This is a genomic window from Streptomyces sp. NPDC096012, assembly GCF_040426375.1.
Taxonomy (GTDB): Bacteria; Actinomycetota; Actinomycetes; order Streptomycetales; family Streptomycetaceae; genus Streptomyces.
In genome coordinates, this window is record NZ_JBEOTD010000001.1 from 41,908 (window position 1) to 62,232 (window position 20,325).

Annotated in this window: 25 protein-coding genes; 16 read left to right on the forward strand and 9 right to left on the reverse strand. The window is 71.9% G+C overall.

All coding sequences use genetic code 11. The features are described 5' to 3' along the window. The first annotated feature begins 4 nt into the window (after window positions 1–4). Window positions 5–1,354 (forward strand): hypothetical protein, encoded by a 1,350-nt coding sequence (locus ABVB68_RS00210; RefSeq protein WP_353598736.1) that lies wholly within the window; start codon window positions 5–7, stop codon window positions 1,352–1,354. A gap of 144 nt (window positions 1,355–1,498) precedes the next feature. On the opposite strand, the gene ABVB68_RS00215 is transcribed toward ABVB68_RS00210, so the two are convergent. After that, window positions 1,499–1,786, reverse strand: a complete 288-nt coding sequence (locus ABVB68_RS00215; protein WP_353598737.1) for a DUF397 domain-containing protein — start codon at window positions 1,784–1,786, stop codon at window positions 1,499–1,501. After that, complete coding sequence (locus tag ABVB68_RS00220; protein WP_353598738.1) at window positions 1,768–2,610, reverse strand: helix-turn-helix domain-containing protein; 843 nt, start codon at window positions 2,608–2,610, stop codon at window positions 1,768–1,770. Before ABVB68_RS00220 ends, ABVB68_RS00215 begins: the two co-directional genes overlap by 19 nt. 163 nt (window positions 2,611–2,773) lie before the next feature. Here ABVB68_RS00220 and ABVB68_RS00225 point away from each other — a divergent pair, with 163 nt between their 5' ends. Next, complete coding sequence (locus ABVB68_RS00225; protein WP_353598739.1) at window positions 2,774–2,941, forward strand: hypothetical protein; 168 nt, start codon at window positions 2,774–2,776, stop codon at window positions 2,939–2,941. Next, window positions 2,938–3,234 (forward strand): hypothetical protein, encoded by a 297-nt coding sequence (locus tag ABVB68_RS00230; RefSeq protein WP_353598740.1) that lies wholly within the window; start codon window positions 2,938–2,940, stop codon window positions 3,232–3,234. The genes ABVB68_RS00225 and ABVB68_RS00230 overlap by 4 nt, the downstream gene beginning before the upstream one ends. 231 nt (window positions 3,235–3,465) lie before the next feature. Here ABVB68_RS00230 and ABVB68_RS00235 read toward each other — a convergent pair whose 3' ends face one another. From ABVB68_RS00235 to ABVB68_RS00250, 4 genes are all read right to left on the reverse strand, one after another. Further along, window positions 3,466–3,753 (reverse strand): DUF1416 domain-containing protein, encoded by a 288-nt coding sequence (locus tag ABVB68_RS00235; protein WP_073887848.1) that lies wholly within the window; start codon window positions 3,751–3,753, stop codon window positions 3,466–3,468. A 46-nt stretch (window positions 3,754–3,799) separates the two neighbouring features. Continuing rightward, the gene (locus tag ABVB68_RS00240; RefSeq protein WP_353598741.1) at window positions 3,800–4,645 is read right to left on the reverse strand and encodes a sulfurtransferase; all 846 of its coding nucleotides are present in this window, start codon (window positions 4,643–4,645) and stop codon (window positions 3,800–3,802) included. A 128-nt stretch (window positions 4,646–4,773) separates the two neighbouring features. Further along, entirely contained in the window at window positions 4,774–4,854 is an 81-nt protein-coding gene (locus ABVB68_RS00245) for an Ms5788A family Cys-rich leader peptide (RefSeq protein WP_350751515.1), read from the reverse strand. 198 nt (window positions 4,855–5,052) lie between these two features. Continuing rightward, window positions 5,053–5,799, reverse strand: coding sequence for an LmeA family phospholipid-binding protein (locus ABVB68_RS00250; RefSeq protein WP_353598742.1), 747 nt, complete (start codon window positions 5,797–5,799; stop codon window positions 5,053–5,055). Window positions 5,800–5,931: 132 nt separating this feature from the next. On the opposite strand from ABVB68_RS00250, the gene ABVB68_RS00255 reads away from it, so the two are divergent. Further along, a complete protein-coding gene (locus ABVB68_RS00255; RefSeq protein WP_353598743.1) occupies window positions 5,932–6,195 on the forward strand; it encodes a DUF3099 domain-containing protein in 264 nt (87 codons plus the stop codon). Window positions 6,196–6,651: 456 nt separating this feature from the next. Here ABVB68_RS00255 and ABVB68_RS00260 read toward each other — a convergent pair whose 3' ends face one another. Then, window positions 6,652–7,014 carry a DsrE family protein gene (locus tag ABVB68_RS00260; protein WP_353598744.1) on the reverse strand — a complete coding sequence of 121 codons (363 nt, stop codon included), beginning with the start codon at window positions 7,012–7,014 and terminating at the stop codon, window positions 6,652–6,654. A 431-nt stretch (window positions 7,015–7,445) separates the two neighbouring features. Between ABVB68_RS00260 and ABVB68_RS00265 the strand changes: the two genes are divergently transcribed. The 3 genes from ABVB68_RS00265 to ygfZ all read left to right on the forward strand — a co-directional run bounded on the left by ABVB68_RS00265 (window position 7,446) and on the right by ygfZ (window position 9,513). Next, window positions 7,446–8,021: a heme-binding beta-barrel domain-containing protein gene (locus ABVB68_RS00265; RefSeq protein WP_353598745.1), complete on the forward strand. Its 576-nt coding sequence runs from the start codon at window positions 7,446–7,448 to the stop codon at window positions 8,019–8,021. A gap of 79 nt (window positions 8,022–8,100) precedes the next feature. Continuing rightward, window positions 8,101–8,538 carry a Fur family transcriptional regulator gene (locus ABVB68_RS00270; protein ID WP_353598746.1) on the forward strand — a complete coding sequence of 146 codons (438 nt, stop codon included), beginning with the start codon at window positions 8,101–8,103 and terminating at the stop codon, window positions 8,536–8,538. Window positions 8,539–8,547: 9 nt separating this feature from the next. After that, window positions 8,548–9,513: a CAF17-like 4Fe-4S cluster assembly/insertion protein YgfZ gene (gene ygfZ / locus ABVB68_RS00275; protein ID WP_353598747.1), complete on the forward strand. Its 966-nt coding sequence runs from the start codon at window positions 8,548–8,550 to the stop codon at window positions 9,511–9,513. Between the two features lie 171 nt (window positions 9,514–9,684). Here ygfZ and dtd read toward each other — a convergent pair whose 3' ends face one another. After that, complete coding sequence (dtd, locus tag ABVB68_RS00280) at window positions 9,685–10,110, reverse strand: D-aminoacyl-tRNA deacylase (protein ID WP_353598748.1); 426 nt, start codon at window positions 10,108–10,110, stop codon at window positions 9,685–9,687. A gap of 159 nt (window positions 10,111–10,269) precedes the next feature. On the opposite strand from dtd, the gene ABVB68_RS00285 reads away from it, so the two are divergent. The 3 genes from ABVB68_RS00285 to ABVB68_RS00295 all read left to right on the forward strand — a co-directional run bounded on the left by ABVB68_RS00285 (window position 10,270) and on the right by ABVB68_RS00295 (window position 13,704). Beyond that, window positions 10,270–10,872 (forward strand): RsiG family protein, encoded by a 603-nt coding sequence (locus ABVB68_RS00285; RefSeq protein ID WP_353598749.1) that lies wholly within the window; start codon window positions 10,270–10,272, stop codon window positions 10,870–10,872. A 345-nt stretch (window positions 10,873–11,217) separates the two neighbouring features. Then, entirely contained in the window at window positions 11,218–12,465 is a 1,248-nt protein-coding gene (locus tag ABVB68_RS00290; protein ID WP_353598750.1) for a GNAT family N-acetyltransferase, read from the forward strand. 324 nt (window positions 12,466–12,789) lie between these two features. Continuing rightward, window positions 12,790–13,704, forward strand: coding sequence for a winged helix-turn-helix domain-containing protein (locus ABVB68_RS00295; protein ID WP_353598752.1), 915 nt, complete (start codon window positions 12,790–12,792; stop codon window positions 13,702–13,704). On the opposite strand, the gene ABVB68_RS00300 is transcribed toward ABVB68_RS00295, so the two are convergent. Then, window positions 13,699–13,875, reverse strand: a complete 177-nt coding sequence (locus tag ABVB68_RS00300) for a hypothetical protein (protein WP_353598753.1) — start codon at window positions 13,873–13,875, stop codon at window positions 13,699–13,701. The genes ABVB68_RS00295 and ABVB68_RS00300 overlap by 6 nt on opposite strands. Before the next feature lie 160 nt (window positions 13,876–14,035). On the opposite strand from ABVB68_RS00300, the gene ABVB68_RS00305 reads away from it, so the two are divergent. The 6 genes from ABVB68_RS00305 to ABVB68_RS00330 all read left to right on the forward strand — a co-directional run bounded on the left by ABVB68_RS00305 (window position 14,036) and on the right by ABVB68_RS00330 (window position 20,301). After that, window positions 14,036–14,914, forward strand: a complete 879-nt coding sequence (locus ABVB68_RS00305; RefSeq protein WP_353598754.1) for a winged helix-turn-helix domain-containing protein — start codon at window positions 14,036–14,038, stop codon at window positions 14,912–14,914. Next, the gene (locus ABVB68_RS00310) at window positions 14,914–15,672 is read left to right on the forward strand and encodes an HAD family hydrolase (protein ID WP_353598755.1); all 759 of its coding nucleotides are present in this window, start codon (window positions 14,914–14,916) and stop codon (window positions 15,670–15,672) included. The genes ABVB68_RS00305 and ABVB68_RS00310 overlap by 1 nt, the downstream gene beginning before the upstream one ends. Window positions 15,673–15,775: 103 nt before the next feature. After that, window positions 15,776–16,534, forward strand: coding sequence for an HAD family hydrolase (locus ABVB68_RS00315; protein WP_353598756.1), 759 nt, complete (start codon window positions 15,776–15,778; stop codon window positions 16,532–16,534). A 64-nt stretch (window positions 16,535–16,598) separates the two neighbouring features. After that, entirely contained in the window at window positions 16,599–17,564 is a 966-nt protein-coding gene (locus ABVB68_RS00320) for an ATP/GTP-binding protein (protein WP_353598757.1), read from the forward strand. Window positions 17,565–17,595: 31 nt separating this feature from the next. Then, window positions 17,596–18,219, forward strand: coding sequence for a TetR/AcrR family transcriptional regulator (locus tag ABVB68_RS00325; RefSeq protein WP_353598758.1), 624 nt, complete (start codon window positions 17,596–17,598; stop codon window positions 18,217–18,219). A 51-nt stretch (window positions 18,220–18,270) separates the two neighbouring features. After that, window positions 18,271–20,301 (forward strand): HelD family protein, encoded by a 2,031-nt coding sequence (locus tag ABVB68_RS00330; RefSeq protein ID WP_353598759.1) that lies wholly within the window; start codon window positions 18,271–18,273, stop codon window positions 20,299–20,301. The last annotated feature ends 24 nt before the right edge of the window (window positions 20,302–20,325 follow it).

Genomic DNA, 20,325 nt, shown 5'->3' on the forward strand with positions numbered 1-20,325 from the left:
GGCGATGAGCGACCAGCCGTATCAGGGCGGCCCCTACGAGGGCTACGACCCGTACCAGCAGCAGGGGCAGGACCAGCAGCACCAGCAGGCGTGGCCCGGTCACGAGCAGTACGGCCGGCAGCCCGGCCACGACCCGCAGCTCACCCAGCAGTGGCAGGGGCAGACCTGGGAGACGCAGACCCACGCGCCGGTACGGGGGCCGGAGGCGTCCTACCCGCCGCCCGGGCAGGAGCCGCAGCAGGCCTACCCGCAGCAGGAGGGGCAGCAGGCCTACCCGCAGCCGTATCGGCAGCAGGCGTACGGACAGCCGGAGGGGCAGGCGTACCCGCAGCATCGGCAGCCGTACGAGCAGCCCCACCAGCAGCAGCCGTATCAGCAGCCGTACCAGGGATTCCAGCAGCCTGAGCAGCACCAGCAGGCCGACCGGTTCGCGCAGACGTACGCACCGCAGCCGCAATCCGCACCGGCGGCGGCCGCCCAAGCTGCGGAGTCCGCCCCGGCAGCGACCGCACCGGCGTCCGCCCCCGCTGCGGAGTCCGTCTCCGCGCCGGAGTCCGGGCCGGCCTACGGTCCCGCGACGCTCGCCGGGAACGCCCGGATCACCGACGCCCAGCGGGCCCGCCTGGAGGGCCGCTCCCCGGTCATAGAGCCCGGCATGCAGCCGGCGGCGCTCACCGCGCTGCTGGGCCTGCTGCTGGCCGCCGCGGCCCCCCTCGGCTCCTACGCCCTCGTCGTGCCGCTGGTGCTGCTCCAGGCGGTGACGGCGGCGGGCTGGTTCCGGCTGAACGGCATGTGGCCGGCCCGGCAGGGCATCGCGCTCGCCTTCGCGGGCGGTCTGGCCGCCGACGCGGCGGTACTGGTCGCCGGCCGCGAGCAGGCCCCCGCGGCGATCCTCGGTCCGCTCGGCGTCTGGGTCCTGCTCACCCTCGTCCTGCAGCTGCGGTCGCACGCCTCGCCGGACGAGCGGATGTACGGCCTGATGGCGACGGTCGTCTCCGCGTCCCTGGCGATCCTCGCGACCGGCTACCTCGGCGCCGACCCGCACGCGGTCTCGGTGGGCGCGGCGGCGGTGGCGGTGGCCGTCCTGGCGAGGGCGCTGCCGCTGCCGGCACCGGCCTCGGTGGTGGTCGCGCTGCTGGCCGCCGCGGGCGCGGGTGTCGCCGTGGGCGGCATGACCGGCTTCGGCACGAAGGGCGCCGCCCTGGGTGCCGGGGCAGCCGTCTGCGCCCTGATCGGCCACCGCGTCGCGAGCTACGACTACCCCTCCCGCTTCGTCCACTTCACGGCGGGCGTGGCACTGCCCTTGTCGGCGGCGGCCCCGGTGGTGTGGGTACTGGGGCACGCGCTGGGCTAGCGGCAGGCTCGGGAGGACCCCCGCCCGTGTGACGCACGGGCGGGCCGCCGCACGGGGTGGCACCGGGCCACCGGGTCCGGCCGGATCGTGGGCGAGCCGCCATCCGGGGTGTCCGGCCGGCTCCCGGGAAACGGTGCACGGCCCTCAGCCGACCTGCGCCCCCTGCTTGACCCCCTCCACGAACGCCGCCCAGGCGCCGGCCTCGAAGAGGAGCGCTCCGCGGGCGGGGGCCTTGCTGTCGCGGACGGGGACGACGGAGGGGATGCCGGCGGCGACTTCGAGGCAGTTACCGCCGTCCGTATTGCTGTAGCTGCTCTTGCGCCAGTCGGCAGTGCGGAGGAGGTCGTCGGACACTTCGACGCAGTCACCGCCGCTCGTGTTGCTGTAGCTGCTCTTGCGCCAGGTCACGCCGTTCAGGTCGATGGCTCGCACGGCATTTCCTCCAACATTCGCAGGATGAACAGACGCGACTCGACGGGGGACAGCGCGAGGTCGCGCATCGCATCGTACGCACGCTGCAGCAGCTCAACTGAAGCGTTTTCCTCCACCAGTTCGCCGCGTAGGTCGTTCTCCGTGTATGCGACTGTGCGGCCGTCAATCAGCCGCAGAAACTTCACGGGTGTGTTCATCAGGCCATGAGGTCCAGCGCTGAACGGCAGCACCTGGAGGGTGATGTTCGGGCGTTCGGCGGCCGTTGCCAAGTACTCCAACTGCTCCCGCCATGCCTTCGCGTTGCGCAGCGCCGTCCGCAGCACCGCCTCGGAGAGGATGACGCGGAACGGCGGCGGATCGTCCCCGTACAGCAATTGCCGTCGTCCCAGGCGTGCCTCGACCTGTTGTTCCAGTTCGGGGCCCTTGATCCAGCCGACGCCAAGTGCCTCGCGGGCGTACCCCGCCGTCTGGAGAAGGCCGGGTGGCGCGCTCACCGCGTAGTGCCAGAGGCTGATCGCCTCGGCCTCCAATTCCATATATCCCCGGTACTGCTCCTTGAACTGTGCCGGGTCCGCCACCGCCAGTTCCCACAGGGTGACCAGCAGGCCCGGGGTTCCGTAGTGCTGGTCCAAGGCCTGTACGACCTCCGGGCCGCCCAGGGTGCGGCCGCTCTCCATCTTGCTGAACTGGGACGAGTCCCAGCCCACCTCCTTGGCGAGGTCGCGCAGGCTCAGGCCGCGTTCGCTCCGCAGGCGCCGTAACTCCTCGGTGAACCGCTCCCTCGGCTCCTGGCTCCGTCCCGTGATCACCAGCCGTTGTGGCATCGCGCTCCTGTTGAATTTGTTGAATTTGGCGGGCCCAGCGTTGAAGTTGGGCCTCTCAACAGCCCAAACGCCTTTTCCGTGCGCCATGCTCGAAGCACTCGATCACGCAGCGTAGCTCCAGGTTCGCGCTGCGCACGCGCTTTCAGGAAAGGAGCCGGCCACGATGACCCCGGACGACATCACTCGGCCACCGTGCCCCGTCCCCGGCTGTGCCGCCTGCACGGAGCTGGCGGAGCGGCGGGAGGTCGCGCAGGCGGAGTGCGACCGCAGCGCCGAGACGGACGCGAACGTGCTGCTGCGTCAGCACCTGCGGAAGGAGCACCGCGCATGACGGGCTCTCAGGGACTGCCGTACGACGAGTGCAGGCGGGAGAGGCGGCGGACGGCGCCCGGAGAGAGGACGGGGCCGTGGCCGGCGTACGCGTTACCGCCGTTCCATCCCGGTGCGCGCGGCGCGGGCAGGCGTGGCCTCCCCGCACCTGTCCCCGCCCCCGCTCCTCGTGTCCGGCGTCGCTCCGGGCGCTGGGCGGTCGACGGTGCGGCCGTCAGCGGCGTGCTCATCGCCCTCTGTGTCGCCGCGCTGCTCATGGCGACCTTCCTCGCGGCGGTCCGGGTGCGCGGCTGAACGAACCTCACGGGGCAGTGGGGCGCGGGGAACCGCGCGACGGCCACGACGGATCCCGTGGGCGGGCTGCGGGCTGCGGGCTGCGGGCTGCGGGCTGCGGGCTGCGGACACCGGAGGGCCGCACCCCCGGCGGGACGGCGAACGGCCGCACGCCCGGCGGCATGCAGAAGGGCCGCACCCCCACTGGCGTCCAACCCAGGGGATGCGGCCCTCCGATGGAACCGAGTCGCCTCAGACCGCGATGGCGACCTCGGCCAGACCGCCGTGCTGGGCCACGACCGTACGGTCGGCCGTGCCGCCGGGCACCAGCGCGCGAACGGTCCACGTGCCCTCGGCCGCGTAGAAGCGGAACTGGCCCGTGGCGGAGGTGGGAACCTCCGCGGTGAACTCACCGGTCGAGTCCAGCAGACGGACGTAACCCGTCACCGGCTCGCCGTCACGCGTCACCTGACCCTGGATCGTGGTCTCGCCGGGCTTGATCGTCGAGGCGTCCGGGCCGCCGGCCTTCGCTCCACACATGCTGAATCTCCGTAAGGGGTCGGACCGGAAGGCCGGTCGGGACGGGTTACTTGTTGGCGCCGAGCTCGATCGGCACGCCGATCAGGGAGCCGTACTCGGTCCAGGAGCCGTCGTAGTTCTTGACGTTCTGGATGCCGAGCAGCTCGTGCAGCACGAACCAGGTCAGGGCCGAGCGCTCACCGATGCGGCAGTAGGCGATCGTGTCCTTGTCGAGGTCCACGCTCTCCGCGGTGTAGAGCTCCTTCAGCTCCTCGTCCGACTTGAACGTGCCGTCGTCGTTGGCGTTCTTCGACCACGGGATGTTCCGGGCGGACGGCACGTGGCCCGGACGCTGCGACTGCTCCTGCGGCAGGTGGGCCGGGGCCAGCAGCTTGCCGGAGAACTCGTCGGGCGAGCGGACGTCCACCAGGTTCTGGACGCCGATCGCGGCGACGACCTCGTCGCGGAAGGCGCGGATCGAGGTGTCCTGCGGCTTGGCCTTGTAGTCGGTCGCGGCGCGCTCGGGCACGTCGCCGCCGTCCACCAGCTCGCGGGCGTCCAGCTCCCACTTCTTGCGGCCGCCGTCCAGGAGCTTGACGTTCTCGTGGCCGTACAGCTTGAAGTACCAGTAGGCGTAGGACGCGAACCAGTTGTTGTTGCCGCCGTAGAGGATCACCAGGGTGTCGTTGGCGATGCCCTTCTTCGACAGGAGCTTCTCGAAGCCCTCCTGGTCGATGAAGTCACGGCGGACCGGGTCCTGCAGATCCTTGGTCCAGTCGATGCGGATCGCGTTCTTGATGTGGTTCTTCTCGTAGGCGGACGTGTCCTCGTCCACCTCGACGATGGCGATGTTCGGGTCGTCCAGGTGGTCCTGGACCCAGTCGGCGTCGACCAGGACGTCGCTGCGGCTCATTCTCTTTCTCCTCCGGGGCAGTCGCGGCAGGCATGCGAGTAGAGAGGTGCGCGCTCAGGGGAACGGGCGGCGCGGGGGAGCCCTTCCAGCAGGGCGGGGGCTGAGATGCGGAAGTCAGGGACTTTCGCTCAGAAAGGGCGACAGAGCATGGCGGCAACGCGGCACAGGTCCACTGCCCGCCGCTTCGTGAGGTCCGCCTGTCGCTTCATGCGGTCGATCGTAGGGACGTACGGGCGGACATGTCACCGCCGTGTCACATGACGAGACGCGATCGTCCGCATACTGGGATACGGGAAGCGCCCGGGCGGCCGTCGCACGGCCTCCGGGCGCTTGTGGCGGGTGCGGCGGTCAGGACGCTGGCGCCACCGTCTCGCCTGTCGGACATTTCCTGTCCATCGGCAGACTGCCTACCCCACCAGCTTGACGTCCGAACCCTTCACCTCGATCTTCACGCCGTCCGGCGCGGCCTGCACCTTGTCCAGCTTGATGCCGCCCGGCAGCTGGTCGATGGCCTGCTGGAAGTCGGTGATCGTGCGGACGCGGTTCTCGGCGAGCGCCAGACCGCTGATCACGGGCAGGGAGTCGGCGTGGACCCGGAGCCGGTTGTTCTCGACGGTCACCGAGCTGAGCACGGACAGCGTCCGGTCGACGGGGACGGCTCCCGCGAGCGTGCCCGTCACCCTGACCGCCACCTTGAGCTTGCCGTTGCCGCCGTCGGAGAGGCCGACGACCTTCGCCTTGACGCCGAAGCCCACATCGGTCGGCTCGGCCTTGGCGGTCTTCAGCAGCTCGTCGTAGGCGATCCTCGCGGTGCCGGTGGCGGTCGCCGCGGTGGCGGAGCTGTAGTCGCCGGAGAACTTGACGCCCTTCATGTCTGCCTGGAGGTCGTCGATGCGGAGGGTCTGGCCGGGCTTGCCGGTGGCGGCCCGGTAGTCCTTGATGCCGACCTCGACGTCGTCCAGCGAGCCGCCCGCGACCTGGGTGAGGAACGGGAAGCCCTTGATGTTCACGTCCGGGGTGGCGGCCAGGTCCTCCGTCGACTTGATCTTGTCGGCGGCCTTGCCCTCGGCGAGGTGCACGGCGACCCGGTCCGCGATCACGAAGAGGCCGCCCAGGACCACGACGAGGATGAGAAGTATTCGCAGAGCGCGCATGTGGTCTGTTCCCCGGGTCGGTGGCGGCGTGCTGGGATCGGGTACGGCTACCTCACGGTAACGCCGCCGAACCGTCCGGGGCGGAAATTGTCGATCACTTGTGACAGGCGCGGCCGGTCCTACCCTGGAGTCATGTACGCGCGCAGGCGGCACGTCTACTTCGCCATGATGGGGACGTGCATCGGCCTCTTCGTCCTGGCGTGGGGGGTCGTGCGCCTGTGGTCCGTACCGGCGGCCGTCGGCATGTGCGTCTTCGCCATGGTCATCCCGCCGGTCGCCGCGATGATCGCCAACCGGCGCGGCCCGGACGACCGCTGGTGGGACGACCCGTCCGGGGACGCGCAGTCCGACGACTGGTGGGACGAACTGGACGGCAAGAAGCGCCCTCCCCGCTAGCGGGCGGCAAGCGCCCACCCGCCGGCAGCTGGTGGAGCGGCGCTTCCGTCACCGGCCTGGCTCAGTGGGTGAACGCCTGCGCCACCGGCCCGGCGTGGGTGGGCGGGTGCCTGCGTCACCGGCCTGGCGTGGGTGGGTGAGGGCCCGCGTCACCGGCCTGGCTCAGTGGGCGGGTACCTGTGTCACCGGCCCGGCGTGAGTGGGTGAGTGCCGACCGGCCCGGCGTCAGTGGGCGGGTGCCTGCGTCACCGGGCCTGGCTCAGTGGGCGAGTGCCGACCGGCCCGGCGTCAGTGGGCGGGTGCCTGCGTCACCGGCCTGGCTCAGTGGGCGAGTGCCGACCGACCCGACGTGAGTGGGTGAGCGCCTGCGTCACCCGCCCGGCGTGAGTGGGTGAGCGCCTGCGTCACCCGCCCGGCGTGAGTGGGTGAGCGCCTGGGAGCGGCGGTCAGGCGGCGTCAGTAGACGAGTGCCTGCGTCTCGTCCCCCAGCGCCTCCTGCACGAACACCTGCGCGCCCGCGATCCGGACGCCCTCGATGACGTCCTTCTCCGTGATCTCCCGGCGGGCCGCGCACTGCGTGCACAGCGTGATGCGGCCGGCCGCCAGGATCGAGTCGAGCAGGTCGGGCAGCGGGGCCGCGTGCGGCAGTTCGAACTCGGCGGCCCGCCCCGGCAGTGCGAACCAGGACGACTCCCCGGTCAGCCACAGCGAGACGTCGACCCCGCTGGCCACGGCCACCGCCGCCACCGTGAACGCCTGCGAGCAGCGTTCGGGGGCGTCGGCCCCCGCCGTCACCTTGATCACGAGCTTCTTCGCCATGCCCGCATCGTAAGGCGGCCCGGGGAGGAGCCCCGGCGCGCCGCCGTCACCGGCCCGGCGGATCCGCGGCACCCGCACCGTGGAGGTACGGCCACAACCCCCGTGGCCGCACAGTCCCGCACGGGCGGCGCCCGAGGGAACCGTGCCGGCGGACGGTGGTGCCGCACAGCCGCTGCCCGACCGGGCCCGCCACCGCCCACCTCGCCGAGAGCGCCGGGTCCCGGCCGCGTAAGCTGGGCCCCGGCTCTGTCGTATTCCCCCGGGCCTTCGAGCAGGGGGACCCCCCGACCTTCGCTCAAGGAGCACCCGTGGAGACCTTCTTCGAAACCCTGCTGGTCCTGGTCTGCGTCGGCGTCCTCGCCTTCGCCGGTCTGACCGTGAAGAAGCTGTACCAGGGCCAGCGCTGATCCAGACCTAGGAAAGCTTCCGCCATGATCGAGATCCCGTCCGACCTGCACAAGGACCTCGTCCCGCTCGCCTTCCTGCTCGGCAACTGGGCCGGCGCGGGCGTGCACGACTTCCCCGGCTCGCAGAAGTGCAACTTCGGGCAGGAGGTCAGCTTCACGCACGACGGCCGGGACTTCCTGGAGTACCACTCGCACACCTGGGTGCTGGACCAGGACGGCAACAAGGTCCGTCCGCTGGAGTCGGAGTCCGGCTTCTGGCGGATCGACGCCGACCGCAAGGTCGAGGTCACGATGACCCGCGACGACGGCACGGTGGAGATCTGGTACGGCGAGATGGCCGACAAGAAGCCGCAGATCGACCTGGCCACGGACGCCGTCGCGCGGACGTCCGCCTCGCAGCCGTACACCGGCGGCAAGCGGCTCTACGGCTACGTCAAGAGCGACCTGATGTGGGTCGGCGAGAAGCAGACCCCCGAGGTCGAGCTGCGCCCCTACATGTCGGCCCACCTGAAGAAGGTCATCACCCCGGAGGACGTCGAGCGCTGGGCGAAGGCCCTGCCGGACGACATGCCGGACGACGGCATCGCCTTCTTCAAGTAGCCGTCGCGCGGTCGGCCGGCCGGTCGGGTGGCGGGCGCGCACGTGGGGCTTGCGGGCCGGTGGCCCTAGACTTTCGGGTGTGGTGAGCACCGACTGGAAGAGCGACCTCAGGCAGCGCGGCTATCGGCTGACGCCGCAGCGGCAGCTTGTCCTCGAAGCCGTGGACACCCTTGAGCACGCGACCCCCGACGACATCCTCGTGGAAGTGAGGAGGACGGCGTCGGGGGTCAACATCTCCACCGTCTACCGGACACTGGAGCTGCTGGAGGAGCTGGGCCTGGTCAGCCACGCCCACCTCGGCCACGGTGCGCCGACCTACCACCTCGCCGACCGCCATCACCATCTGCACCTGGTGTGCCGCGACTGCGAGAACGTGATCGAGGCGGATGTCGAGGTGGCGGCCGAGTTCACGGACAAGCTGCGCCGGCAGTTCGGGTTCGACACCGACATGAAGCACTTCGCGATCTTCGGCCGGTGCCGGGACTGCTCCCTGAAGAGTGCAACTACCACGTCGTAGGCTTGCCATATGAAGAGCCCCCTGCTGTCCCTGCCCGGCGCCGTTTCCGCCGAAGGGGTGGACGAAGGCGTCGCCGCCCACTACGGCGACCTGTTCCGTGAGCAGCGCGCCCTGGCCGACGGCGCCGGTTTCGTCGACCTGTCGCACCGCGGTGTCATCGCCGTCAGCGGCGCGGACCGGCTGAGCTGGCTGCATCTGCTCCTCACCCAGCACGTCAGCGAGCTGCCCGTGGGCGAGGCGACGGAGGCGCTGATCCTCTCCGCGCACGGCCACATCGAGCACGCGCTGTACCTCGTGGACGACGGGACGACGGTCTGGGCGCACGTGGAGCCCGGCACCCAGGAGGCGCTGATCGCCTACCTGGAGTCGATGAAGTTCTTCTACCGGGTGGAGGTCGCCGACCGCACCGCCGACATCGCGGTCGTCCACCTGCCGGCCGGCTCGATCACCGCGGCGCCCGAGGGCGTCGTCGTCCGTGAGACGGCGTACGGCCGTGACCTCTTCCTGCCGCGCGCCGACCTGGAGACCTTCGCGGCCCAGCACGGGCCGGCCGCCGGTCTGCTGGCCTACGAGGCGCTGCGTGTCGAGCAGCACCGCCCGCGGCTCGGCTTCGAGACCGATCACCGTACGATCCCGCACGAGCTGGGCTGGATCGGTACGGCGGTGCATCTGCAGAAGGGCTGCTACCGCGGCCAGGAGACGGTCGCCCGCGTCCAGAACCTGGGCAAGCCGCCCCGCCGGTTGGTCTTCCTGCACCTGGACGGCAGCGATGTCCACCTGCCGGTGCCGGGTACGGACATCCGCCTGGCGGACGAGGGCGCGGACGGCCGCAAGATCGGTTTCGTCACGACGTCCGTGCGGCACCACGAACTGGGGCCGGTGGCGCTGGCGCTGGTGAAGCGGAACGTGCCGGCCGACGCGAGGTTGCTGGCCGGTGAGACGGCTGCGGCGCAGGAGGTCGTGGTCGAGCCGTAGGCTCCGCGGGGCGGCCGTCGCAGCGCCGTGGTGGCTGGGGCGCCCGTCCGGCCGCGGGCGCGCTGTGGCTGGTCGCGCCGTTCCCCGCGCCCCTTTCGGGGCGTTCTGGAGTTCTTCGGGTGCGGCGTTGTGGTGGCTGGTCGCGCCGTTCCCCGCGCCCCTTGGGGGCGTTCAGATTTCCAGTAGGACCGTGAACGGGCCGTCGTTCGTCAGGGACACCCGCATCTTGGCGCCGAAGCGGCCTGTTGCCACGGTTGCGCCGAGGCTTCGGAGCTGGGCCACCACCTCGTTCACCAGTGGCTCGGCCACGTCACCCGGGGCCGCCGCGTTCCAGGTGGGCCGACGGCCCTTGCGGGCGTCGCCGTACAGCGTGAACTGGCTGATCACGAGCAGCGGGGCGTCGATGTCGCTGCACGACTTCTCGTCCTGCAGCATCCGGACCGACCACAGTTTGCGGGCCAGTTGGGCCGCCTTCTCCTTGGTGTCCTCATGGGCCACCCCGACGAGGACGCACAGGCCCTCGCCCTCGATCGCGCCCACCGTCTCGCCGTCCACGACGACGCTCGCGCCGTCCACCCTCTGCACCACCGCACGCATGCGGACCATCATGCCCGGTGTCCCGCACACGGCCACACGGGGTCCAAAATGGATCTCTTACCGCCCATCTGGGGCCGTTCGGGGGCACTCGGTCACATAGCGGCCGGTTGGGGTGGCACGATGCTTCCACACGCCGGTCGAGGGGACGGTCACCACCACATGAGCACACCCAGTACCAGCGGGCGGCCGGGGACGCACGGGACCTGTCGGCCGCCCGCGCAGCGCGGCGACGGCCCGGCCGGTCCGACGCTTCCCGTGGAGCCTCCCGAGCCCGAACTGGCCCGGCTGAGCCTTCCCGAACTGCGCACCCTGCGCCGCGACGCCCAGCGTGACGAGGCGGACCTCAGCTACGTACGGCGGCTGCTGCAGGGCCGGATCGACATCCTGCGGGCGGAGTTGTCCCGGCGCGGCCGGGCGGCCGTACCGGCACCCGCGGACGGCTCCGTGGTCGACCGGCTCCCGGAGATCCTCCAGGACGGTCCGGCCCGGCACCGCTCCTCGGCCCGCCACGTCACGCTCGGCACCCCGCACAACGAGGAGTACCGGCAGCTGGCCGCCGAGATGCTCGCCGAGGTCGAGCTGTCCGATCTCCAGGCCAGGACGGACCTGGAACTGAGCACCGCCATGGGCCGGCTGGTCCGCTACGAGCAGGAGGTCTCCCGGCGCCGCCAGCGGCTGCAGCACACGACCGACGACTGCAGCGGGGAGATCGCCCGCCGGTACCGGGTGGGCGAGGCCCAGGTGGACGACCTGCTGATCTGAACGGCCCGGCGGAGCACGCCGGAAGCGGGCACGGTGAGGGTGCCGGGGAAGGCGCGGTGAGGGTGCCGGAGGCGGGCACGGTGAGGGTGCCGGGGAAGGCGCGGTGAGGGTGCCGGGGAAGGTGCGGTGAGGGTGCCGGAGGCGGGCACGGCGAGGCTGCCGGGGAAGGCACGGTGAGGGTGCCGGAAGCGGGCACGGTGTGCGTGCCGGCACCAGGTCCGGTGAGAGTGCCGGGACAGGCGAGGCGGGGTGTCGTGGGTCGTCGGGCGGGGTGCCGCGTGCCCTGGCGGCGGGGGCGTCACAAATGCGGGCGACACGTTGCGGCCGTCCGCCTACCGTGTCTCCATGACTGAGGTCCGAACCGTCACGGATGCCGATTTCGAGGACTGGCAGCGCGCCCTGAACACCGGGTTCCTGCGGCCGCCGGTCCTCGCGCCGGAGCAGCTGGACGTCCGGCGCCGCTTGCCGGGCCGCCGGCTGGGCGCCTACGACGGCGGCCGGTGCGTGGCCACCTTCCGCTCCTTCGCCCAGGAACTGACCGCGGTCGGCGGTGCCCCGGTGCCCGCGGACGCGATCTCGAACGTCACCGTCAGCCCGACGCACCGCCGCCGGGGCCTGCTGACCCGGATGATGCGCCAGGACCTGGCCGCGGCGAGGGAACGCGGTGACGTCGTGGCCACCCTGGTGGCCGCCGAGTACCCGATCTACGGGCGCTACGGCTTCGGGCCGGCGACCTGGACGACCGAGTGGACCGTCGACGTGTCCCAGGCCGGCCTCGACCCGCGTTGGTCCGGCCCCGCGGACGGCGGCCGGATCGACCTGGTGGACGGCGAGGACGTGCGCAAGCTGGGCCCCGAGCTGTACGAACGGTTCCGCCGTGCTCAGCCGGGCGCGGTCAGCCGGGACGGCCTGTGGTGGGAGGCGAGCACCGGGGCCGTGCGCTTCGGCGAGTGGACCGAGCCGTTCTACGCCGCCTACCGCTCGGCCTCCGGCGAGGTCGAGGGCCTGGTGTCGTACCGGTCCGACGACCGCTGGCACGGCAAGCAGCCGCAGAACACCGCCGAGGTGAACTGGCTCATCGCCTCGACCCCCGCGGCCGACCGCGCCCTGTGGCGGTACCTGTGCTCGATCGACTGGATCACCAAGGTCAAGACCGGCTGGCGCGGCCCCGGCGACCTGCTGCCCTTCCATCTGCCGAACCCGCGCGCGGCCCGCGTCACCGAGCACGCGGACTGGCTGTGGGTGCGCATCCTGGACGTCGTACGGGCCCTTGAGGCGCGGACGTACGAGGTGGAGGGCGCGCTGGTCCTCCAGATCCTCGACGGCGCTGACGGCGCTGACGGCGCCGGGCCGGCCGGGGGGCGTTTCCGGCTGGAGGTCTCCCCCGAGGGGGCGTCCTGCGTGCCGACGAGCACGGTGGGGGCCGATCTGACCCTGGAGGCGGCCGAGTTGGCCCGGCTGTGGCTCGGTGACGAGTCGGCGCTGCGGCTGGCCGCCCTCGGCCGGATCCAGGAAGAACGAGAGGGCGCCGCCCGGAAGGCCGACGCCCTGTTCCGCTCGCCCGGGCGCCCGTGGTGCCCGGACATCTTCTGAGGCTCCCTCCGGCCGGTGACGGGCTGACTGTTCATCCGTAGCGAGCTGTTCAGTTGTGGCTGTGCGCTGCCGATGTTCGGTTGTGGCTGTGCCGGCTGTTCAGTTGTGGCTGTGCGGTCCTGGGCTGTGGCTGTGTGCTCCGGTGGCCGTCCCCTGTCCGGGCTCCCGGCTCCCCTCCGGAAGGGAGCCCGGTCGGCCAACCATCGGAAGGCTTGACCAGGTTGTACGAGTTGGTAGCCAACTTCACTGTACTTATCTCCGTTGGGAACCGTCTCATAGCCAGCTGTCGGTGAACTGCCGGAAGATGGCGGGAAGTTGTAGTGTTTGTCCGTGGACCCGGAGCACGCCTCCGCCAGTGGACGGGCGAGGTCACAGCGGCCACGCCGGTCACACCGCGAGATCGCCGACGAACTGCGCAGCCGGATCAGGTCCGGCGAGCTGCGGCCGGGCCAGCGCATGCCCACCCAGGCCAGGCTGGCCGACGAGTTCGGAGTCGAACGCGGGGCCGTCCGCCAGGCCTTGCGCATTCTTCAGTCGGAGCACCTGCTCACCGGCGTTTCCAAGGGCAGCCCGGCCACCGTGGCCGCGGTTCCGGGGCAGGCGAGTCCCCTGGCCGGTCCCGCGGCGCCGCCGCAGCCCACCACGGCGGGTCTCGCGCCGCGCATCGCGGCCTCCTTCGCCGCCCCGCACGTGCGCATCGACGCGCTGTGCCTGACCTCCGTCTCGCTCACTCTGGCCATCGGTGAGCCGCTGCGGCAGGTCCATGCCGGGCAGTTGAAACCGGCCAAGATCGACGTGCGGGTCCTGCTGCCGAGCCGGGACATCGAACTGGCGTTCCCGACGCCGGTGGACGCGGCCGACGGCGGCCTGCTGCACCGGCGCTGGCTGGCCCAGCGCAACGCCCAGGGCCTGGTGCTGCGGCAGAACCTGCTGGCGCTGCGGACCACGCACGGCATCGACGTACGGGTCCTCTTCCGGGCCCTGCCGTTCACCCCGCCCGTCAAGCTGTACCTGCTCAACGGGGCCGAGGCGCTGTTCGCGTACTACACGCTCGGGCGCCGCGAACGGGAGATCGAGCACGAGCACGTGGAGCTGTACGACGCCGACGGCACCCGGTCGATGCTGTTCGCCTTCGAGCGGCGGGCCGGGCAGCGGGACGCGGCGTTCGTGGAGCAGTCGCGGCTGTGGTTCGACGCGCTGTGGGAGACGATCAGCTCGGACCTGGTCCTGGCGTCATAGGGCGGGCCCGGCGAGCAGCAGGGCGCCGGCGGAGCTGACCGCCGGGCTCTTGGCCTTGATGCCCACGGAGAGCAGCAGCATGCCGACGATGCCGGCGGCGCCGTATCTCCACTGGACGAGTTGCTCGAAGCCGATCACGAACAGGGCGGAGAGGAGGGCGAGGGCAGGCACGGTGATCCCCCTTCGGTCTGCCGGTAGGACGTGCGGGGAAGCAAAGGCTCGGCCAACTTGGGGAAGTTGGCAACCAACTACACCTGAGTTGTCCCTACTTGGTCTCCATGCATAAACAACTTGCGAGCAACTCCCGCTAGATAGATCAAAGTTGTAGCGTTTGGTCGTGACCCAGGAGAACGTGGCAGCGAACGGCGGCGGCAGGCTCACGCCCCGGGAGATCGCCGACACCCTGCGCGCACGCATCCGCACCGGTGCCCTGCGGGCGGGCGACCGGCTGCCCACCCAGGCCGAGCTGGCCGAGGAGTTCGGCGTGGAGCGCGGCGCCGTACGCCAGGCCCTGCGGGAGCTTCAGCAGGACGGGCTGCTGAGCGACGTCAGCAAGGGCAGTCCGCCACGGGTCGCCGGGCCGCAGCCCGCCCACGAGGAGCCCCAGCCGACGATGGTGGCGCTCGCCCCCCGGCTGACGGAGGCCTTCTCCGCGCCGCACGTGCGCATCGACGCGGTCTGCCTGACCGCGCAGAGCCTGATGCCCGCCCTCGGTGAGCCGCTGCGCCTCATCCACGAGGGGCGCATCCGCCCCGAACGGATCGACGCGCGCATCCTGCTGCCGTCCCGGGACATCAACCTCGCCTTCCCGGTCTCGGTGGACGCCGGGAGCGACGACGACGCCGTGCACCAGCGCTGGCTGGCGATGCGCAACGCCCAGGGCCAGGTGCTCCAGTACAACCTCCAGGCGCTGCGCGGCACCCACGACATCGACGTCCACGTCACCTTCCGGGCCCTGCCGTTCACCCCGCCGGCCAAGCTGTACCTGCTCAACGGGGTGGAGGCGCTGTACGCGTACTACATGGTCACGCGCCGCGAGGAGCCCACCGAGAGCGGCGTGCTGGAGATGTACGACACCCTCGGCTCCGAATCCCTCCTCTTCTCCTTCGAGCGGCGGGCCGGGCAGCGTGACGCCGCGTTCGTGGAGCAATCGCAGAAGTGGTTCGATGCCCTCTGGGAAACCATCACCACGGACCTGACACTCTCCTAGTGACTTCTGATGCGACTTCTGATGCGACCCCCGACGCCGAAGAGATCGAGGAGATACGGGAACTGATCACCCGTGCCCGGGTCGTGCTGTGGGACTTCGACGGGCCGATCTGCCGCCTCTTCGCCGGACACAAGGCGGAACGGGTGGCAGCGGAGCTGGTGGAGTGGCTGGAGCTGCGCGGGCTGCGGGGACTGCTCACCGACACCGAGCGCGAGACGCTGGACCCGCAGGTGGTCCTGCGCGCCGTGGGGCGCCGCCACCCGGGCAGCGACCTCGTCACCGAGCTGGAGGAACGGCTCACCCAGGAGGAACTGCGGGCCGTCGCCTCCGCACTGCCCACCGCCTACGCCGACCCGCTGATCCGCACCTGGACCGCCGTCGGCGCCCAGCTCGCCGTCACCACCAACAACTCGCCCCGGGCAGCCCGCAGCTACCTGGAGACCCGGGGCCTCACCGGCTGCTTCGCCCCCCACCTGTACGGCCGTACCGAGCACCTGCATCACCTCAAGCCGCACCCCCACTGCCTCAACCGGGCTCTGGCCGCCATGAGGGCCGCCCCCGCCGCGGCTCTGGCGATCGGTGACGCCGTCTCGGACATGGCCGCTGCCCGGGAGGCCGGAGTGCCGTTCTTGGGGTACGCGCGGAACGAGAGCCAGGAAAAGCGTCTGCGTGCTGCGGGCGCCGAATACGTCGTACGGTCCCTGGAGCCGCTGCTGGCACTGCTCCGCCGTCCTGGCGGCACGTACGGTAGGCCCTAGGCGGCCGGCCGGTGTGTCGGACCTTGCCCCGGTCACCCGAGCCGCCGAGGCTGGTCCGGGGTCCCCGGCGCGGGTGACCGATCCGAGGAGCGGGTGGAACGGCATGACTGCTGAGTACGACGACGCCGACGTCGAGGAGGCGTGGGAGCTGCTGGGCGCAGGGGCGGGCCCGCGCTGCGCGTTGTTCGACTTCGACGGCCCGCTGTGTCGGCTGTTCCCCGACGACAGCTCCAAGCCGCTGGCCGTCGCCCTGCGCGCCACCGTGGAGGCCGCCGGCCTGCTGGACGCCCTCGCCGCGGACGAACGGACCGACAAGGATCCGCACGTGGTGCTGCGTGCCGTGCACCGCGCCCGCCGGGACCGCGACGTGGGCGACCTGGTGGCGCAGTTGGACAAGCAGCTCACCGAGGGTGAGCGGGACGCCGCACGGTACGCGGTGCCCACACCCGGCGCGGCGGAGTTCGTGACGTGGCTGGCCGGGCGGGGCACCCGGCTCGCCGTCGTCACGAACAACGCTGCCGCGGCGGCGGACGACTACCTGCGCGACAGGGACCTGCGCGACAGTTTCGAGGCCGTGCACGGCCGCGCCGCAGACCCCGACCTGATGAAGCCGCACCCCGACGTCCTCCACCGTGCCCTGTGGGACCTAGGCCTGCCGGCCGAGGAGGCGGTGATGATCGGGGACACCCCCATGGACGCCCTGGCGGCGGAGCGGGCTGGCGTCCGCTTCGTCGGCATCGGACGCAACCCGACGAAGCGGCAGCGCATGCGCGACGCCGGCGCGAAGGTCGTGCTCGCGTCGTACGACCGGCTGCTGGAGCGGATCCCGCGCCGAGCCGGGCCGGTGCGCCCCTCTTCCTGAGCGGACCGTGACCGGGCACCATGAACGGTACCGGTGCAACGCGCCTGCCAACGGGGGGAATTCGGTGGCGGAAAGAACGCTGAGAAGCAGGGTGGCGGCCGGCTGGGCGCGGGCCGAGGGCACGGTGTCGAAGACCGTACTGCTGGCCGTGTTCGGCTTGAACGTCGTCGCCCAGTTCGTGCGGCCGGTGGGCGACGCGCTGCAGGACAACGTCTATGTCGGCGGGGCTTTGCTGAGCCTGGTCGGTTTCCTGCTGTACGCCGAGGTGCAGCGGCTGAACGCGGCCCACGAGACCCAGCGGGAGGTCACGGAGCACCTGCGGGACGGCATCAGGGTGCTCGGGGAGCGGATCGCGGAGCTGGGTTCGGCGCAGCGTGCGGCGTCCGGCGCGCACATCACCAGGGAACAGCTGCTGGCGGAGATCAAGAGGGAGCTGGAGGGCAAGGACGAGGTCAAGCTGTATGTCATGGGGTTCACCGGGGAGAACACGGCGTTCCGGCTCAAGAAGGCCCTGGAGGAGCTGCCGGCCAGCACCCGGCGCGTGGTGACCGTCCGCTACCTCGTGCCCGACCTCGACCGGCAGATCGAGCTGCCCGGACGGGTGCTGGACGGCAAGGCCGCCGATGCGCCCGCGTTCCGTGCCGTCCTGAAGCGCAAGGTCGTCAACTCCCGGAACCACCTGCAGGACGCGAAGATCACGATGGCGGCCGATGGTCTCGGCAGGCTGGAATTCGAGGTCCGCGTGCTCCACATGTCCCCAGTGCTCAATCTCTACCTGATCAACGACGACCGCCTCGTCGAGGCTCCCTACGCGGCGAAGAAGACCGCGGACCGGCAGAACCGGACCACGGTGCCCAGGAAGGTGCTGGACCTGGTGATGGACGACCGGCGGCTGCTCACCCGGTGGCACTCGGACGACGGGCAGAGGGCGGCGGACACCGTCAGCGACCGCCGTGAGCTCTTCCACACCCTGTGGGAACTCGCCCGCCCCCTGCCCGATCCGGTTCCCGCGCCGCATGCCGGTGACTGAGGTGCCGCGGGGCGCTGCGTAGGCTCCCCCCATGGAAGAGATGGGGCTGCGCGAGCGCAAGAGACAGCGGATGTACCAGGACGTGTCGGACATCGCCGTGCGGCTGTTCCTGGAGCGGGGCTTCGACGCGGTGTCGGTCGCGGAGGTCGCCGCCGCGGCGGGGATCTCCAAGCCGACCCTCTTCCGGTACTTCCCGGCCAAGGAGGACCTCGTCCTGCACCGGATCGCCGACCACGAGACGGAGGCCGCGCGGGTGGCCGCGGCGGCGGACGACCCCGTGGACGCGCTGCGCCGGAACTTCCTCGACGGCCTGCGCCGGCGCGATCCGGTCACCGGGCTGAACGACCACCCCCAGGTGCTCGCCTTCCACACCCTGCTCTACGGCACCCCGTCCCTGGTGGCGCGGGCGTACGGCCATCTGCGGCGCTCGGAGGCGGCGCTGGCGGCGGCGCTGGGCGGAGACCTCGAAGCCCGGCTGGCGGCGGGGCAGATCATCGCCGTCCAGCGGATCCTCGCCGAGGACAACTGGCGGCGGATCGCGGCGGGGGAGGGTGTCGGCGAGGTGGCGCCGGACGCCGAGCGGGCGGCGGAGCGGGCGTTCGCGCGGCTGGCGGCGACGCTTCCGGACCGGCTCGGCGGCGGATCACGCGAGTGAGGCTCGGTTAAAAACTTAACTCGGTTACATGTTTTCCCGTAGGGTGGGCCCATGACGTCACTCCACCCCGCCCCCGAGGAGACCCTGCACGCCGAGCGCGTCCACCACGACAGGTGCCGCGCCGCCCTCGCCGCCATGGTCGAGGGCGCCGCCGAACAGATCGTCGCCGGCGAGGACGTCTCCGCGTCCGGTGCCGACGCCGAGGTCCTGGGGTACCGGTTGCGCAGCCGGGCCAAGGCCATGCGCGAACTGCCGCCCGGACCGCTGTTCTTCGGCCGCCTCGACTTCGCCGCCGACGCCCCCGGGCACGGCGGGCAGCACTACCACGTCGGGCGGATGCGGATCACCGAGGAACCGACCGCCCCGCCCCTCGTGGTCGACTGGCGGGCCCCGGTCTCCCGCGCCTTCTACCAGGCGAGCGCCCGCGACCCGCAGGGCGTCGCCACCCGGCGCCGGTTCGGCTGGGCGCCGGGCAGCCGGGGCGACTCGGCCGACCTCACCGGCCTCGAGGACGAGCACCTGGGCCGGGGCGAGTCGCGGACCAGCGACATCGTCGCCCGCGAGATCGAGCGGCCCCGGGTCGGGCCCATGCGGGACATCGCCGCCACCATCCAGCCCGAACAGGACGACCTGGTGCGGGCGGACCTCACCGACTCCCTCTGTGTGCAGGGCGCCCCCGGCACCGGCAAGTCCGCCGTCGGCCTGCACCGCGCCGCCTACCTGCTCTACACCCACCCCAAGCGGCTCCAGCGCTCCGGCCTGCTCATCCTCGGCCCCAACCGGACCTTCCTCGGCCACATCGCCGAGGTGCTCCCCGCCCTCGGCGAGTCGGGCGTCCGCCAGACCACCCTCCTGGGCGAGGTCGCCCGCGGGCCGGCCACCGGCGCCGACCCCGCCCCCACGGCGGCCGTCAAGCACGACGCCCGGATGGCCGAGGTGCTGCGCCGGGCGCTGTACGCGCGCGTGAGCGCCGAAGGCGTGGCCGACCTCGCCGTGCCGGAGGGGTCCTACCGGTGGCGCGTGACCGCCGGTGAACTGGCCCGCATCGTCGAGCGGGTGCGCGCAGAGGAGCCGCCGTACGCCGTCGGCCGCGAGCGGGTGCGCACCCGGGTGGTACGGCGGCTACGGGAGCAGGCCGAGCGGCGCTCCGGGCTCCGGCCGGCCTCCTGGGTCCGCCGCGTCGAGCGGTCCCGGCCGCTCACCGCGCGACTCGACGCCGTGTGGCCGAAGGTCCGCCCCGAGGAGGTGCTGGCCGAACTCCTCACCGACGGCACGGTGCTGGACCGGGCGGCCGACGGACTGCTCGACCCGGACGAGCGGGCCGCGCTGCTGTGGCCGCGTCCGCCGCGCTCCCACAGGTCCGCCCGCTGGTCGCCCGCCGACCTCGTCCTCCTCGACGAGCTGTCCGGACTGATCGAACATCCCGAGGGCTACGGCCACATCGTGGTCGACGAGGCGCAGGACCTGTCGCCGATGGAGTGCCGGGCGATCGCCCGCCGGGCCGTCTTCGGCTCGCTGACCGTCCTCGGCGACCTGGCCCAGGGCACCACCCCGTGGGCCGCCCGGGACTGGGCCGTCCAGTTGCGCCACCTCGGCAAGCCGGACGCGGCGGTGGTTCTGCTGACCACCGGGTTCCGGGTGCCGGCGGCGGTCCTCGAACCGGCGAACCGGCTGCTCGCCCGCCTCGGCGTGACCGTCCCCGCGGCCCGGTCGCTGCGCACCGACGGGGAGTTGACCCTCCGTCCGACCGGCGACGTCCTCGGCACGACCGTGACCGCCGTGCTGCACGCCCTCACCGGGGAGGGGTCGGTCGGGGTCGTCGCGGCGGACGCGGACGTGGCCGGCGTACGGGAGGCGCTCGCCGCGGCCGGCATCGAGGCGGCCGGCCCGGACACCGCCGGCGCCCGTCTGACCGTCGTCCCGGCGAGCCTGGTCAAGGGCCTGGAGTACGACCACGTGATCGCCGTGGAACCGGCCGCCGTCGCCGAGGCCGAGCAGCGCGGCGCCCACCGCCTGTACGTCGTGCTGACCCGGGCGGTGTCCCGGCTGGACGTCGTACACGCCCGCCCCCTGCCGTTCTGACCTCGCGCCGCGGCGGTCCTCCTC

Bases quoted from the DNA above. Each gene is read 5' to 3' on its own strand.
- ABVB68_RS00210 (WP_353598736.1), top strand. From the start codon at position 5: ATGAGCGACCAGCCGTATCAGGGCGGCCCCTACGAGGGCTACGACCCG.
- ABVB68_RS00220 (WP_353598738.1), bottom strand. From the start codon at position 2,610: ATGCCACAACGGCTGGTGATCACGGGACGGAGCCAGGAGCCGAGGGAG.
- ABVB68_RS00225 (WP_353598739.1), top strand. From the start codon at position 2,774: ATGACCCCGGACGACATCACTCGGCCACCGTGCCCCGTCCCCGGCTGT.
- ABVB68_RS00230 (WP_353598740.1), top strand. From the start codon at position 2,938: ATGACGGGCTCTCAGGGACTGCCGTACGACGAGTGCAGGCGGGAGAGG.
- ABVB68_RS00235 (WP_073887848.1), bottom strand. From the start codon at position 3,753: ATGTGTGGAGCGAAGGCCGGCGGCCCGGACGCCTCGACGATCAAGCCC.
- ABVB68_RS00240 (WP_353598741.1), bottom strand. From the start codon at position 4,645: ATGAGCCGCAGCGACGTCCTGGTCGACGCCGACTGGGTCCAGGACCAC.
- ABVB68_RS00245 (WP_350751515.1), bottom strand. From the start codon at position 4,854: ATGAAGCGACAGGCGGACCTCACGAAGCGGCGGGCAGTGGACCTGTGC.
- ABVB68_RS00250 (WP_353598742.1), bottom strand. From the start codon at position 5,799: ATGCGCGCTCTGCGAATACTTCTCATCCTCGTCGTGGTCCTGGGCGGC.
- ABVB68_RS00255 (WP_353598743.1), top strand. From the start codon at position 5,932: ATGTACGCGCGCAGGCGGCACGTCTACTTCGCCATGATGGGGACGTGC.
- ABVB68_RS00260 (WP_353598744.1), bottom strand. From the start codon at position 7,014: ATGGCGAAGAAGCTCGTGATCAAGGTGACGGCGGGGGCCGACGCCCCC.
- ABVB68_RS00265 (WP_353598745.1), top strand. From the start codon at position 7,446: ATGATCGAGATCCCGTCCGACCTGCACAAGGACCTCGTCCCGCTCGCC.
- ygfZ (WP_353598747.1), top strand. From the start codon at position 8,548: ATGAAGAGCCCCCTGCTGTCCCTGCCCGGCGCCGTTTCCGCCGAAGGG.
- dtd (WP_353598748.1), bottom strand. From the start codon at position 10,110: ATGCGTGCGGTGGTGCAGAGGGTGGACGGCGCGAGCGTCGTCGTGGAC.
- ABVB68_RS00285 (WP_353598749.1), top strand. From the start codon at position 10,270: ATGAGCACACCCAGTACCAGCGGGCGGCCGGGGACGCACGGGACCTGT.
- ABVB68_RS00290 (WP_353598750.1), top strand. From the start codon at position 11,218: ATGACTGAGGTCCGAACCGTCACGGATGCCGATTTCGAGGACTGGCAG.
- ABVB68_RS00315 (WP_353598756.1), top strand. From the start codon at position 15,776: ATGACTGCTGAGTACGACGACGCCGACGTCGAGGAGGCGTGGGAGCTG.
- ABVB68_RS00325 (WP_353598758.1), top strand. From the start codon at position 17,596: ATGGAAGAGATGGGGCTGCGCGAGCGCAAGAGACAGCGGATGTACCAG.
- ABVB68_RS00330 (WP_353598759.1), top strand. From the start codon at position 18,271: ATGACGTCACTCCACCCCGCCCCCGAGGAGACCCTGCACGCCGAGCGC.